Raw genomic sequence first — 14,666 nt, forward strand, 5'->3', positions numbered from 1 at the left:
ATAGCCTCACCGCGGGGACGCCAGTTCGCACTCGTCCGCTCCGGGCGCCGTCACGTATCCGCGCTCTTGCCGAAGTAGGCCTCGTGCAACCGCTCGTCCTCGAGCATCGCCGCCGCCTCGCCACCTCCCGAGATCTTCCCCGTCTCCATGAGGTACCCCCTATCCGCGATCGACAGCGCCATCCTGGCGTTCTGCTCGATCAGCAGCACGCTGGTGCCCGAACGGTTGATCTCTTCGATCACCTCGAACATCTGCGCGACCACTTTTGGGGCGAGACCCATAGATGGCTCATCCAGCATAAGCAATTTCGGGCGCCTGATGAGCGCACGAGAGAGCGCAAGCATCTGCTGCTCGCCTCCCGAGAGGGTCGCAGCGGTCTGCTGCCGACGCTCTTGGAGCCGTGGGAAGAGCGAGAACACGGTCGCGATCTCCTCCGAGAAATCTGTGGAGGCACCCCAGTGGGCGATCTGCAGATTCTCGAACACCGACATCCGTCCGAAAATGTGCCTCCCCTCAGGCACGAGCGACAATCCGGCCCGCACCCGCTGCTCGGCGCGGCGAGACGATATCTCCTTCTCGAGAAACGCGATCCGCCCCCTGCTCTTATTGAGTCCGGCAACCGAACGCAACAGGCTGCTCTTACCCGCCCCGTTCGCACCGACCACGACAACAAGCTCACCCTCATCGACGTGCATATCGACATCGGTGACCGCCCTGACCACGCCGTACCGCACGTTCAGGCCTTCGACTTCGAGCACTCTCACTTCGCATCACTCCCCAGGTAGGCCTCGAGCACTTCAGGATTGACGCGGATCTCGGCAGGAGTGCCATCCGCGATGATCACGCCGTGATCGAGCACGATGATCCTGTCGGAAACTCCCATGAGCAGATCCATGTCGTGTTCGATGAGAATCACATCGATGCCGCGCTCCCTGATCCGCTTGATCAGTCGGGCGAGATCCCGGGTCTCGCTCTCATTCAGGCCCGCAGCCGGTTCGTCGAGCAACAGCACATTGGGGCGGGTCATGAGGGCTCGCGCGATCTCGACCCGGCGCTGTTGGTAGGCATCGAGCGAGGAGGCCCGCTTGTCGCGGCTGTCCCACACGTCCATGAAGGCCAGCACCTCCTCGGCCTCTTCGACGGTGGCCCGCTCGGGGGCGCGCACGAATGGGAAAGGTGACAGAAATTTCGGCGCGAAGCCGGCGAGGCGCGAATGGCCGCCAACGAGCAGATTCTCGAGCACCGTCATATCCCAGAAGAGGCGCACTGTCTGGAAGGTTCTCGCAATGCCGCGCATCGACACGGCGCTCGATTCGAGATTCTGCGTTTGCTCGCCGTGCAGTTCGATCGTGCCCGAGGTCGCCCGGGTGACCCCGGAGATGGCGTTGAGCAGCGTCGATTTGCCGGCACCGTTCGGCCCCATGAGACCGAGCACCTCGCCGTGCCTGAGTTCGAAGGTTACCGCTTCGAGCGCGACCAGCCCGCCGAACACCTGCTTCACGTTCTCGGCCTTCAGCACGGGCTCCCCCGCAGCCACGGGGGTGTCGCGCTCGTTCGCGATGAGTGCACCCTCCGGTGCCTCCTTCCCGCCGCGTGCGCGGGTGAGCTCAAGCCGTTTCGAGATGATGCCACCGGGACGCAGGATCATGAGCACCACGACGATAAGCGCGAGGAACCCGGTGCGGAACTCGGGGTGGGCCTGAATGAGCGGGATATCTTTCGCGATCGCCTGGAAGAAGATCCACAGCACCGCACCGGTGATGGGGCCCCAGAGGGTGCCGGCACCGCCAAGAATCACCAGACTCAACACGATGAAGTTGTCTTCGAGCGTGAAACTGTCGGGGTTCACGAACTGGTTCATGTGGGCGAAGAACACGCCGATCACACCCGCAGTCGAAGCTCCGACCACGTAGGCCAGCAGCTTGTACCGTCGGGTGCGGATCCCCATCGATGAGGCGACGAGTTCGTCTTCACGGATGGCAACCCAGGCGCGCCCCACCGGTGAGGCGATGAGCGAGGCGAGCGCCACCACGAGAATGACCACGACGAGAAAGACGATGTAGTAGGTGGTCAACGGTGGCACGATCTCACCGGTGAAGGTGAGCGCGGGAATGTTGCGGATACCCACCGCACCGCCCGTGAAGTCGGTCCAGTTGATGGAGACGATGCGCACGATCTCGCCGAACGCGAGCGTCATGATGGCCAGGTAGTCGCCGCGGGCACGCAGCGTCGGATACCCGATGATCGACCCCGCTATGCCCGCGAGCACGATTGCCGCCACGATACTGAGTGGCAGCACCCACCCGAGTGCGGCCGGATTCTCCGCCAGGTTGATGCCGAAGGTTCTCGTGCAGAATATGGCCGTCGTGTAGGCGCCGACGATGAAGAAGGCGATGAATCCGAGGTCGAGCAGGCCGGTGATCCCGACGAGAATATTCAGACCGGAAGCGAGCGCCACGTAGATGAGCGCGAGGGCTGCAACGCGAATCCACTTGTCACCGGGCAGCACCAGGGGTGCGAGCAGGCCGATGATCAGGAAGATCGAGGGCCAGATCCAGCGCTTGAGGCCGTGATCCTGCCTGAGGATGACGATGGGGGCGGTGTACGTGTTGGACATCGTTAGACCTTCTGTACCTCTCGGCGGCCGAGCAGCCCCTGCGGGCGGAGCCACAGGATGATGACCAGGATCCCGAACGCGATAACGTCGCGGTACGCGGATCCCTGCGGAACGTAGGACGCGGCGAGCTCCTCGCTTACGCCCAGCACGAGGCCTCCGACGAAGGCGCCGGGGATGCTGCCGATACCGCCGAGCACGGCGGCGACCAGCGCTTTCAGTCCGGGAAGGAACCCCATGGTGGCGGCAGCAAAGCCGTAGCGCTGCGAGTACAGCAGACCTGCGACCGCTGCGAGGGCCGAACCGAGCACGAATGTCGTCGAGATGACTCTGTCAACGCCGATACCCATGAGCCTCGCGGCATCTTTGTTTTCGGCAGTTGCGCGGATCGCGCGGCCGATGGGCGTGAAGCGGATCACCGCCCAGAAGGCAAGGGTCACCGCCACAGCCACCGCGAGCACGATGACATCGATGCGCTGCACTCGGGCACCGAAAATGTTGAGGGCCTCACCCAGTTCAGGGCGGGGCACCGGCAGCTGCGCGGCACCGAAGAGGAACGTCGCCACGGCGCGCAGCAGCATCGATACCGCGATGGCAGTGATGAGCATGGAGAGGATCGGGGCGTTGCGCAGCGGCCGGTACGCGATCCTCTCGATGAGCCAGCCGATGAGCGAACCGACAATGAGCCCGAACATGATTGCGGCCCACGCCGGCAGAGCCGGGCCGTCGATGCTCGCGTCCGCGATGAGGATGTTGGTCTGGCCGGCGACGAGGGCGCCGACTGCGCCGAACATGAAGATCTCTCCGAAGGCGAAGTTCACCATGCCGAGGACGCCGTAAACGACGCTGAATGCGACGGCGAGCAGCCCATAGATGCCGCCGACGGCGAGACCGTTGATGATTTCCTGCATTACCTAATCTCCGTAGCCTGCTGGGGGAACCGGATGAGGATCCCGGTGGGCGCCGAGGTCGGCGCCCACCGGGCGGTTGCTACTCCTTGATGACCACGAAGGCGCCGTCTTCGATGCGTTGGAAGGTGAGGTTGCCCACACGGTTCCCCTGATCATCGAAGCTGATCTCGCCGGAGACGCCGGGGAACCCCTTCGTCGCCGCGATTGCCTTGGTCACAGCGGCACGATCGGTCGATCCCGCCGTCTCCATCGCCTGCGCTGCGATGTACGTGGCGTCGTAGGCGAGCGCCGCCCAGGAGCTCGGCTCCTTGTCGTACTTCTTCGTGAAGGCTTCCACGAATGCGGCGGCCTCTGGGCTGTCGTCACTTGCGGAGAAGGCCGAGTACACCTCGACGCCCTCGGCGTTGGCACCGGCCAGCTCGATGAAGAGCGGGCTCGCAGCCCCGTCCGAGGCGAAGATCGGCACATCGGATCCCGCATCGCGCACCTGGTTCACGATCTTGCCGGCCTCGGTGTAGAAGCCACCGATGAAGACCGCGTCCGGGTCGTCCTTGAGCGCCGTATCGACGGTGCTCGCGAAGTTCACCGTGCCCAACTGGTAGGCCTGCGAGCTGGTGACGGTGCCGCCTGCCTTCTCGATGCCCTCGCTGAAGGCGTCAGCGACGCCCTTGCCGTAGTCGTCCTGCTGGTACAGCACGGCGACCTTCTTCACGCCCCGGTTCTCGGAGATGAACTTCGCCGCTTCGGCGCCCTGGTAGGCGTCGGTGAACACGGTACGGAAGAAGATGTCGCTCGCGCCGCTCAGCTCGGGTGAGGTCACTGCCGATGCGATGATCGGCAAACCGCACTGCGTGTAGATGGGCAGGCCCGACAGTGCGACGCTCGAGAAGCTGAACCCGAGAACAACAGGAATCTCGGCGTTGTCGCAGAACTCCTGCGCGATCACGGGGCCGTTGGCGGGCTTGCCTTCGTCGTCGACTCCTTCAAGGGTCAGGTCACGGTCCAGCACGCCGCCGTCGGCGTTGATCTCCTCGATGGCGAGGTCGATGCCCTCGCGCATTTCGAGACCGTAGCTCGCGAAGTCGCCCGAGAGGGTGGCCGTGTATCCGAGCGGGATCGCGCCTTCGGCGCCTCCCCCGTCGCCGTTGCCCCCCGATCCGCCCGAAGAGCACGCGCTCAACGCGAGGAGGGCCACGCCCGTCACGACCGCCAGCTTGGCTGTTCTCTTGCTCAACATTCTCATCACACCCGTCGGTTCGGAGGTCAGTCGACCGTCTCGATCGTCATCCAGTTTTCGAAGCAGTGGTTCGCAGCGAGCGACGTGACGCCGATCGTTGCCCGGCCGCCGAGGCCGTTCTCCTCGCCGAACACATCGCGGAAGAGATCCGTGGCGCCGCACGACACCAGGTTCACGTCGACGAAGTCAGGTGCCGCGACGACGAAGTTCAGCGAGTTGACGAGGCACTTCACGCGATCGAGCGAGCCGAGCGCGAGACGCATCGTGCCGAGGCAGTTCAGCGCGGTCTGGCGGGCTTCGGCGTAGCCCTGCTCGACGGTGACCTCGGCACCGAGCTTGCCTGCGTGGGTCGGCTGGCCATTGTGGCCCACGATGTCGGCGACGTGACCCGAGAGGAACAGCAGGTTCCCGGTCTTGTGGAACGCCTTCATCGTGCCGTAGTAGGTGCCGTGGTATCCGCCGTTGCTGTAGTCGGGGATCTCCAGGCCGAGCTCCGCCACGCGCGCTTCGTATGAGACAGACACTATATTTCTCCTTCTTCTCGTCATTGAGGCGTCGGGTCAATCAGGACTATTGGTCTGACCGAATGACCGACTGTCCATGACGTTATCTGAGACGCGCAGAAAGGGGAAGACCCACGGCAAGATTTTTCTCGACCGTGATCAAGTCGTCACACACCACCTCGCCAGAATGATCCCGAGCTTGGTGCCCTGAAGACCCGCCGAGTGGCGGATTTTGCGGGTGGCGGGGGCAAAAATGCCGAAAAATTCGCCTCCCGGCGAGGGTCGAACGGGGGCAAGGGTCAGGGGGCAGGCGCGCAAGCACCACCCGCCCCCGCACGCAGAAGAGGGGCTCCGCGATGGCATCGCGGAGCCCCTCTGAGGCGGTCAAACGGTCGACTACTGCGGCAACAGCCCCAGATCATCGAGGCCGATCGCGTAGCGGTACTCGTAACCGGCCGCCTCGATACGCTCCTTGGCAGGCGCCTGACGATCCACCACCACTGCCACCGCAGCGATCTCGGCACCCACCTTCTGCAGCGCCTCGATGGCTTTCAGCGGCGAGCCACCCGTGGTGGAGGTATCTTCAACCACCACGACCCGCTTGCCCGCGAGGTCAGGCCCCTCGACCTGGCGGCCACGACCGTGATCCTTCGGCTCCTTGCGCACCACGAAGGAGTCGTACACCTTGCCGCGCGCAACGCCCTGGTGCATGATCGCGGAGGCGATCGGGTCGGCACCCATCGTGAGGCCGCCCACCGCCACCACGCCGTCGATGTCGTCGATGAGGTCGAGCATCACCTGGCCGATGAGCGGAGCCGCACGATGGTCGAGGCTCAGCTTGCGCAGATCAATGTAATAGGTGGCCTTCTTGCCGCTCGTGAGCGTGAAGTCGCCGTGAAACACGGCCTCGTTCGTAATGAGGTCGATGAGCTGTTCGCGCGCAGTCGTCATAGCCTCGATTCTACGCGCCCCCCGCCCCGTTTCTGGCGACGGGAGACGCGCTGCGGCGCGTAGGATCGTCTCGCATCACCCCGCAGATCACCACCCCGTCGCCGACGACCGGGCCGGGCCAGCACCCCGGCGCCGCACCTGCCGCGCCGAGTGGGAGTTCTCCACCCCGACACGAAAGCCGGCGAGCCATGCACGACTCCCCCGCAGCACTGCCAACCCCAGCAGCACTGCCAGCCTCCTCAGCCGAGCGCCGAGCGCACGGCAAGCAGCAGCGCCGCAGCCTCCCGCGGCGCTCGCTCGCAACGCTCGGCAGTGCACCGCGCGATCCGCTCGCGATTATCGACGCGCAGAATGCCACCCGACTCCCCGAACTCATCCCCCTGCGCACCGAACGCATGAGCGCAAGCCCGTTCGCGTTCTACCGCGGCACCGCGGCGATCATGGCCGCCGACCTCGCAGACGAACCGCACACCGGCATCCTCGTGCCGTCGTGCGGCGACGCCCACGTGGCGAACTTCGGTTTCTACGCGTCTCCGCAGCGCACGCTCGTCTTCGATCTCAACGACTTCGACGAGGCCGCGTGGGCGCCGTGGGAGTGGGATCTCAAGCGGCTCATCGCGAGCATCGTCATCGCCGGTGCGAGCAGCGGTCGCGCGGCGGAGGTCGTGAGAGACGCCGCGGTCACCGCAACTCGTTCGTATGCGCTGGCGATGCGCACCGCCGCGAAGGCCTCGCCTCTGCGGCGCTACTACGCGCACTTCGAAGCCTCGGCAGGCACCGGTGAGATGCATCCAGAGTCCCGGCGGGTGCTCGACCGCGCCATCGCGCAGGCGAAGAAGCGCACGGGCGAGCGCGCCTCACGCAAGCTCACCAAAGCCGACGAGCACGGCAGGCTGCGTTTCATCGAGCAGCCGCCAACGATGCGCGCTCTCGAACCCACACGCCAGGCGCTCCAGGCGGAATACCTCGAACGCTACCTTCGCAGCGCCAGCGCAGACATCCGACTGCAGCTTCGCCACTACACCGCGGTCGATGCGATCCGGCGTGTTGTCGGTGTGGGCAGCGTGGGCACGCGCTGCGCGCTCTCGCTCTTCCAAGACGGCGACGGCAACACCCTCATTCTGCAGTCGAAGCAGGCCGGGCAGAGCGTGCTCGCAGAGTACGGCGGCATTGCGCAGCCCGCCGAACTCGCCGAACTCACCGCGGAGCAGGGCGAGGGCGGGCGGGTCGTTGCGATGCAGCGGATTCTGCAGGCCTTGAGCGATCCGTTCCTCGGCTCGCTGCGCCACGCGAGCGAGGAGTTCGGTGAGGTGGATCTCTACGTTCGTCAGTTCCACGACATGAAGGGCGGTATCGAGATCGAGGAGATCGAAGATGAGCCCTTCGTCACCTACTCGCGTGCCTGCGCTGTGACCCTCGCGAGAGCGCACGCGCAGTCACCGCGCGCGGCGGAAGTGAGCGGGTATCTCGGTGACGGTTCCAAGGTCGGTGAAGCGCTGCACCAGTGGGGTCTCGCCTACGCCGATCGCTCCCTGGCTGACTACACAGCCTTCATCGCACGCGCTGAGGAGTAAGCCGCGGGCGAGCCGCAGACCCAGCCTGATGCCCTAGGTTCGGAGAGGAGGGGGAATGATGACATCACCGCAGGCCGATGCGTCGCAGAACATCGCGGCGCTGACCGCACTGTTCGAACCCGGCCCCGTGGCCGTGCTCACTGGCGCGGGCATCAGCACGGATTCGGGCATTCCCGACTACCGCGGTGCCGGTACGCCGCCGCGCACGCCGATGAGCATTGCGCAGTTCATGAACGATGAGGCCTACCGGCGGCGGTTCTGGGCGGGCGCGCGAATCGGCTCCCTGCGGTCGCGCGGTGTCGCGCCCAATGCCGGCCACTTCGCCCTCGCGAGATTGGAGGCGGCGGGCCGCATCGGCGGGGTCATCACGCAGAACGTCGACGGTCTGCACCGCCGCGCCGGCTCTCGCACCGTTGTCGAGCTGCACGGCAACGGCAGTGTGATTCGCTGCCTGCAGTGCGGCAGCCGGTGGAGTCGCGAAGAGGTGCTGGGCTGGTTCGACGAACTCAACCCCGGTTTCGTCGACAGCCAAAGGTCTGCTGAGCTGGCCCCGGACGGTGACGCGCGGGTCTCGGGCGCTGATGGGGTGGTCGTTCCGTCGTGCCCGGGGCGCGGGGCACCCTGCGGCGGGCTGCTGCGCCCCGACGTGGTCTACTTCGGCGAGACCGTGCCGCCTGCGGTGTTCGCCTCAGCCGAGGCGCTGCTGGCCGAAGCCGAAGCCCTGATGCTCGTGGGCACGTCGCTCGCCGTGAACACGGGCCTGCGGCTGGTGCATCGCGCCGAACGCCGCGGCATCCCCGTTGCGGTGATCAATCGCGGCCCCACCTCGGTTGATGATCGAGATGCTGTGCGGGTGCGGATCGAGGGAGGCACGAGCGAAACTCTCACCGCCCTCGCCGCGGCACTCGGCGCGGCGGATCCGCACCCCGCAGCCGGTCTACCAAGCTCACCGAGCAGCGACGGCCGCTGACCCGCGCGGCCTCACACCGCGCGGGTCATCCGCGACTACTGCACGCTCTCCAGGAAGTTGCGCGTGCGCTGACGCTGCGGATTGTCAAGCACCTCCTGCGGCGGGCCCGCCTCGACGACGACACCTCCGTCCATGAAGACAACCTGATCCGCCACGCCACGAGCGAAGCCGATCTCGTGCGTGACCACGATCATCGTCATGCCCTCCCGCGCCAACTCACGCATCACATCGAGCACATCACCGACGAGTTCGGGGTCGAGTGCCGAGGTGGGCTCGTCGAAGAGCATCAGCTTCGGTTCCATGGCGAGCGCACGAGCAATCGCGATCCGCTGCTGCTGACCACCGGAAAGCTGCGCGGGATAGTGACCCGCGAAATCTGCGAGGCCGACCCGATCGAGCAGTTCCAGCGCGCGGCTCTTCGCCATCGCACGCGGGCGACCGGCGACGCCGACAGGCGCCTCCATGATGTTCTCCAGCGCGGTCATGTGCGGGAACAGGTTGAAGCGCTGGAACACCATCCCGATGCCTTGCCGCTGCTTCGCGATCTGCCGCGGGCTCATCTCGTGGGTCTTGTGGCCCGCCTGCCGGTAGCCGATGAGCTCGCCGTCGACGATGATCCGCCCACCGTCGATGGTTTCGAGGTGGTTCACGCAGCGCAGCAGCGTCGACTTGCCCGAACCCGACGGGCCGAGGAGCACCGTCACCGTGCCGGCCGGCACGGAGAGGGAGATGTCTCGCAGCACCTCGTGCGCTCCGAAGCTCTTGCGTACCCGGCGAATCTGAACGAGGGCCTCGGAGTGCCGCGCCTCGGGCTCGGCAACGGTCTGGGTCATGCTCATGTTCATGTTCATGCTCCGATCACCTCGACGGCGTTCGTGGGAGGTGCGGGCGCGGGGCCCGGCTTGCGGCTCTGCAACGCCTTGCGCAGACGCTGGATGGGGGTGGGCGGCAAGTTGCGGGTGCTGCCGCGCCCGAAGCGACGCTCGAGGTAGTACTGCGGCACGGAGAGCACGCTCGTCATGAACAGGTACCAAATGCTCACCACGATGAGCAGCTCGACCTGCTTGAGGTTGGTCGAGGAGATCACGGAGGCCTGAGTGTAGAGCTCCATCACCGCGATCACCGAGAGCAGCGAGGTGTTCTTGAGCATTGAGATGAGCTCGTTGCCCATCGGCGGAATGATGACCCGCATCGCCTGCGGCAGCAGTACCCGGCGGAAGGTGTACAGCGGCGACATGCCGAGCGAGTACGCGGCCTCCCGTTGCCCCTCGTCAACCGACATCATGCCGGCGCGCACGATCTCCGATGAGTACGCGGCCTGGTTGAGCGTGAGCGCGAGCAGGCCGGCCACGAAGGGGGTGACGAGGGCGTTCGTGTCCATCGACCAGAAGACGACATCGGTGAGCGGGATGCCCAGGCGGATCTGGTCGAAGAGCAGACCGAGGTAGCCCCAGAGCACGATCTGCACCAGCACCGGCGTGCCGCGGAAGGCCCACACGTAGAACCAGGCGACGCTGAGCAGCACCGGGTTCGAGGAGAGGCGCATGGCCGCGATGACGATGGCGAGGATCGTCGACACCGCCATCGAGATGACGGTGATGAGGATCGTCAGCCAGACTCCCTCGAGGATGCGGGGGTCGAAGAGGAAGAGGCCGACGGTCGCGAAATCGAGGTTGGGGTTCGTTGCGATGACGCTCACGAACCAGGCGAGGAGGGCGAGCACGACGACCGCGCTGATCCAGCGCCAGGGGCGTCGCAGCGGGATCGCTTCGACGTCGTCGTCGGTGGCGAAGCCGGGGTCGGTCTCGGCTGCACCGCGGGGCAGGGTGGCTGAGGTCATGATGCTGCCTTGCCCTGGTTGACCTCGGCCGTCTCGACGGCGTAGGCACCGATGTTGTTGCGGTCGAGCACCTGCTGGTAGGTGCCCTCCTCGATGAGCGCCTGCAACGCTGCGCGCACGGCCTCGATGAGCTCGGTGTCGCCCTTGAGGATGCCGATGCCGCTGTAGACCGGGTTGAAGCCGGCGGGGTTCTCGGGGTCGCGCACGATCTCGAAGGCGTTCCCGTCGTCGGTGGTTGCGACGACGTACTCGGCAACGACGGCGTCGGCGGTGTACGCCTGGCTCTTGCCCGCGCGGAGCGCGGTCTGCGCGTCAAGGTCGGAGGGAAGTTCCATCACGTTGATGCCGCAGTCCATGGCGCGCAGCAGATCGCCTTGCACCGTGGCCTTCTGCACCGACACGGTAAGACCGCAGAGGTCGCGCTGAGTGGTGATCCCCTCGGGGTTGCCCTTCTTCACGGCGATGGCGAAGCCGCCGTGGGTGTAGTCGACGAAGCTCAGGGTCTCCTGGCGCTCGGGGGTGTCGTTCATGCCCGACATGATGATGTCGTTCTTGCCCGCCTGCAGCGACGGGATCACCGAGTCGAAGGCCTGCTTGTTCAGCGACACGTCGATGCCGAGCTTCTGGCCGATGAGGCGGCCGAGCTCGGGGTCGAATCCGATGGCGCGGTTCGAATCGTCGTACATCGCCATCGGGGGGAAGGGGATGTCGACGGCGACATCGATGCGCCCCTTCTTGACGATGTCATCGGGCAGCAGCTCGGTGAGCGCGGCGTCGGTTGTGGTGGTGATCTCGTCGCCGGCGGGCAGGCTGTCGCTGCTGCCCGATGCTTCGGCGCCTGAGGTGGCGGCATTCGAGCAGCCGGTGACGGCCAGGGTGAGTGCGGCGGCAGCCGCGAGCAGGGTGAGAGATGTCTTCTTCATGGGGTTCCTTCGTCGTTGGAGGAGGTTCAGGGTTGGTGAGGCGGATCGCCCGGCCCCGGCCTTAGCCGAGTTCGCTGAGCAGCGGCTCGTGCAGGCGCAGCAGGTCGTCGTAGGTTTCACGGCGGGTGACGAGGCGGGCCTCGCCGTCGCGCACGAACACAATGGCCGGCTTGAGCGCTCCGTTGTAGTTGTTGGCAAGGGTGTAGTTGTAGGCGCCGGTGCCCGGCATGACGACGAGGTCGCCGGGGCGGGCGGGCGGCATCGGGGCGCCGTCGATGAACAGGTCGCCGGATTCGCACTGGCGACCGACGAGCTGCACGGTTTCGGTCCACGGTTCGTCGATGCGGTCGGCGAGCAGGGCCTCGTAGCGCTGCTCGGTGAGCGCGATGTCGAGGTTGTCTGCGAGGCCGCCGTCGATTGCCACGAAGATTTCGCCGGTGTGCTTTACGGTGACCACCCGGTACAGGGTGACGCCGGCACGGGCGACGACGGAGCGGCCCGGCTCGATCATGATGCGGGCGTCGGCCGGCAGGTTCTCGCGGGCGGCTGCCACGATCGCGTCGAGGTATTCGTCAACGCTGGGGGGCGTTTCGTCGTAGGTGTACTGCACGCCGAGGCCGCCGCCGACGTCGTAGGTGCCGAAGGTGCCGACTGTCGAGATGTTCGCGACCGCTTCGGCGAACTGCCTGGTGTTGAGAATCTGCGAGCCGATGTGCAGGTGCACGCCTTCGAAGTGCATGAGGGGGTGCGCCTGCATGCGGGCGATGGCGCGCTTGGCCTGGTCCATGGGCAGGCCGAACTTCGACTTCGCACCGCCCGTGGCCTGGGAGGCGTGGGTTTCGGCTTCGACGCCGGGGATCACGCGGAGCAGCAGCGCCTGCGGCCGTTCGAGCAGCCGTTCGAGGCGATCAATTTCGTCGTCGTTGTCAACGATGATCGCGCCAACGCCGGCGTCGAGGGCCATGCGCAGTTCGGCGTCGGTTTTCGCGTTACCGTGAAAGTGCAGCTTCTCGGGTCGCACGCCGGCCGCGAGCGCGAGCTGCAGTTCGCCGCCGCCGGCGACGTCGACGGAGAGGCCTTCTTCGTGGGCGATCCGGTACATGCCGGGCACCGGCAGCGACTTCGAGGCAAAGAGCACTTCCGAGTTGGGCCAGCGCTCGGCGAGGCCGTCGATGAAGCGGCGGATCTGGCGGCGCAGACCGGTCTCGTCCATGATGTGCAGCGGGGTGCCGTAGGTTTCGGCGAGTTCAGTGACGCCGACACCGCCGATGGCGAGTTCTCCGCCGCGGGGGCCTTCGATGCGCGCGGATTCCTCGGGGAGGATGTTCCAGAGTTCGCCGAGCCTGGTGCCCTCGGGGGCGGTGCGGGCAAGGTGCTGTGCGTGGGTCACTGGATCTCCGTTCACGTCGTTGTCTCCCCCACTTTAGGCACCGAAACGCGCCAAATTTTTGTACTTTTCTTATATATTTGGGCAATGACCCCACCGATTTCCACAGACATGTCCGTCGGGGCGCTGCGCCTCGACGCGCTCGTCGCTGAACTCGGCCCGCAGACGGCAACGCTGCTCGGTGCCGCGCCAGGGGCCCGAACCGTGCGCACCACCGAGTTTCACGACGTGCTCGAAGACCTTCCCGATGAGCCTGACACGCTGCTGCTCGTGCCCTCCGCCGCGCCTGCAGCCGGCCCCGAGTTCACAGCCCTCACCAACACCGCCGCGCAACTCGGCTACGCGGCGATCGCACTGAAGTGCCGCGATGCCGACACCGGCACCATCTCAGCGGCCTCCGCCGCCGCCGGGATCCCCATCATTCGCGTTGGCGAGCGGATCAGCTGGCGCCTCTTCGACGCACTCCTCGCGCAGCTACTCGGCGAGCACCGTTCCAGCGAAGATACGCACCGCGACCGCGGCGCAGAACCCCTGTTCGCCCTCACCAACGAGCTGGCCGAGTTCTTCGGGGGATCCGTCGCGATCGAAGACCTCGGCCGTCGCATCATCGCCTACTCTTCGGTGCCCGGCCAGCTCATCGACCGCCTCCGCACCCAGGGCATCCTCACCAGAAAAGTGCCCGACTCCCCCTTCAACGACGATCAGTATCGCACCGTGCTCCGCTCAGAGGTGCCGATCAAGTACCCACGGCTCGAAGATGAGGAGCCGCGCGTCGCCTTCGCGATCCACGCCGGCACCCTGCCCCTCGGCACCATCTGGGCCATCGATGCCAGCGGCCTGCCGCAGCTCACTGCCGATCAAGAAGAACGCATGCGCTCAGCCGCAGCGCTGGCCGCCTCGCACATGCTCGACGATCTGCGCGTGCGCCGGGCCACGCAGCAGCCCCGCGAAGACCGCCTGCGCACCCTGCTCGACGGAAATGACGTCGGTGGCTCCGAGTTCGCCGAACTCGGCATCTCCGAAGAGCACGGCGCCGTGCTCCTCGCTTTCTCCCCCGAACGGCGCGAGCACTCACCGCTGCCGGCCCAGCTGCGCTCGCTGGTGCAGCGGCACCTCGCACTGCAGCGGCCCGAAGCGGTCACCGCGATGCGGGGCGGCCGCGTCTACGCCCTCGTCGAGCACGCCGGTTCACGCTCGCCGCGCGACCTCGTCGAGCCCGTGCTGCCCGTCATCGACCGCCTGCTCGGTCCCGGCGTGCGGGTCGCCCTGCCGGGGGTCGCAGCCCGCCCGGGCGATGTGGCACAGCTCAGAGATCTCGCGACGCGCCTCTTCGACGTCGCGCCAGCAAGCACCGCGGCTCAGACAGGCCCGGCAGGCAGCCCGGTGGGCCCCGACGAACGCCTGCTCACCGTCGAAGCGTTGCGGCCCGCCCTCGTCTTCGACCGCGCCGCAGCGCTCTTCGCCGAAGCCCCCGAACTGCGCTCACCCGCGATCGAGCAGCTGATCGATGCCGACCCGCTCGTAGCCGAGACGCTCTTCGCCTGGTGCGGTGCCTTCGGCAATGTGGCGCGCACCGCCCGCGAACTCGGTATCCACGAGAACACCGTGCGCTACCGCCTCAAACGCGCCGACGAGCACTACGGGGTCGATCTGTACGACCCCGACACGCTGCTGGCGGCCTGGCTGCAACTGCGCAGCGGATCCGGATCCGTCCTCAGCTGAGCATCGCAACGGGCCGCCGTGCCGGCCGAGCAGC

At 66.4% G+C, this 14,666-nt stretch carries 13 protein-coding genes; 3 read left to right on the top strand and 10 right to left on the bottom strand.

Annotation, left to right across the window (positions count from 1 at the left end; genetic code table 11):
* Positions 1 to 50: 50 nt before the first annotated feature.
* The 6 genes from WFI54_RS11510 to pyrE all read right to left on the bottom strand — a co-directional run bounded on the left by WFI54_RS11510 (position 51) and on the right by pyrE (position 6,216).
* Positions 51 to 764 carry an ABC transporter ATP-binding protein gene (locus WFI54_RS11510; protein WP_336652936.1) on the bottom strand — a complete coding sequence of 238 codons (714 nt, stop codon included), beginning with the start codon at positions 762 to 764 and terminating at the stop codon, positions 51 to 53.
* The gene (locus WFI54_RS11515) at positions 761 to 2,617 is read right to left on the bottom strand and encodes a branched-chain amino acid ABC transporter ATP-binding protein/permease (RefSeq protein WP_336652937.1); all 1,857 of its coding nucleotides are present in this window, start codon (positions 2,615 to 2,617) and stop codon (positions 761 to 763) included. Before WFI54_RS11515 ends, WFI54_RS11510 begins: the two co-directional genes overlap by 4 nt.
* Before the next feature lie 2 nt (positions 2,618 to 2,619).
* Positions 2,620 to 3,525 carry a branched-chain amino acid ABC transporter permease gene (locus tag WFI54_RS11520; RefSeq protein WP_336652938.1) on the bottom strand — a complete coding sequence of 302 codons (906 nt, stop codon included), beginning with the start codon at positions 3,523 to 3,525 and terminating at the stop codon, positions 2,620 to 2,622.
* A gap of 79 nt (positions 3,526 to 3,604) precedes the next feature.
* Positions 3,605 to 4,759, bottom strand: coding sequence for an ABC transporter substrate-binding protein (locus WFI54_RS11525; RefSeq protein ID WP_336652939.1), 1,155 nt, complete (start codon positions 4,757 to 4,759; stop codon positions 3,605 to 3,607).
* A 29-nt stretch (positions 4,760 to 4,788) separates the two neighbouring features.
* Positions 4,789 to 5,286, bottom strand: a complete 498-nt coding sequence (locus tag WFI54_RS11530) for a RidA family protein (RefSeq protein ID WP_336652940.1) — start codon at positions 5,284 to 5,286, stop codon at positions 4,789 to 4,791.
* A gap of 375 nt (positions 5,287 to 5,661) precedes the next feature.
* Entirely contained in the window at positions 5,662 to 6,216 is a 555-nt protein-coding gene (gene pyrE / locus WFI54_RS11535; RefSeq protein WP_336652941.1) for an orotate phosphoribosyltransferase, read from the bottom strand.
* Positions 6,217 to 6,404: 188 nt separating this feature from the next.
* Between pyrE and WFI54_RS11540 the strand changes: the two genes are divergently transcribed.
* Positions 6,405 to 7,790 (top strand): DUF2252 domain-containing protein, encoded by a 1,386-nt coding sequence (locus tag WFI54_RS11540; RefSeq protein WP_336652942.1) that lies wholly within the window; start codon positions 6,405 to 6,407, stop codon positions 7,788 to 7,790.
* Between the two features lie 58 nt (positions 7,791 to 7,848).
* A complete protein-coding gene (locus tag WFI54_RS11545; protein ID WP_336652943.1) occupies positions 7,849 to 8,760 on the top strand; it encodes a Sir2 family NAD-dependent protein deacetylase in 912 nt (303 codons plus the stop codon).
* A gap of 35 nt (positions 8,761 to 8,795) precedes the next feature.
* On the opposite strand, the gene WFI54_RS11550 is transcribed toward WFI54_RS11545, so the two are convergent.
* The 4 genes from WFI54_RS11550 to lysA form a co-directional block, all read right to left on the bottom strand.
* Positions 8,796 to 9,605, bottom strand: a complete 810-nt coding sequence (locus tag WFI54_RS11550) for an amino acid ABC transporter ATP-binding protein (protein WP_336653097.1) — start codon at positions 9,603 to 9,605, stop codon at positions 8,796 to 8,798.
* A 2-nt stretch (positions 9,606 to 9,607) separates the two neighbouring features.
* On the bottom strand, positions 9,608 to 10,600 hold the full coding sequence (locus WFI54_RS11555) for an amino acid ABC transporter permease (protein WP_336652944.1): 993 nt from the start codon (positions 10,598 to 10,600) through the stop codon (positions 9,608 to 9,610).
* Positions 10,597 to 11,523: an ABC transporter substrate-binding protein gene (locus WFI54_RS11560; RefSeq protein ID WP_336652945.1), complete on the bottom strand. Its 927-nt coding sequence runs from the start codon at positions 11,521 to 11,523 to the stop codon at positions 10,597 to 10,599. The genes WFI54_RS11555 and WFI54_RS11560 overlap by 4 nt, the downstream gene beginning before the upstream one ends.
* Before the next feature lie 61 nt (positions 11,524 to 11,584).
* A complete protein-coding gene (lysA, locus tag WFI54_RS11565) occupies positions 11,585 to 12,913 on the bottom strand; it encodes a diaminopimelate decarboxylase (protein WP_336652946.1) in 1,329 nt (442 codons plus the stop codon).
* An 84-nt stretch (positions 12,914 to 12,997) separates the two neighbouring features.
* Here lysA and WFI54_RS11570 point away from each other — a divergent pair, with 84 nt between their 5' ends.
* Positions 12,998 to 14,632, top strand: coding sequence for a PucR family transcriptional regulator (locus tag WFI54_RS11570; protein ID WP_336652947.1), 1,635 nt, complete (start codon positions 12,998 to 13,000; stop codon positions 14,630 to 14,632).
* Positions 14,633 to 14,666: the final 34 nt, after the last annotated feature.

This window comes from Leucobacter sp. MMO-125 (assembly GCF_037148395.1).
In the GTDB taxonomy this organism is placed as follows: Bacteria; Actinomycetota; Actinomycetes; order Actinomycetales; family Microbacteriaceae; genus Leucobacter.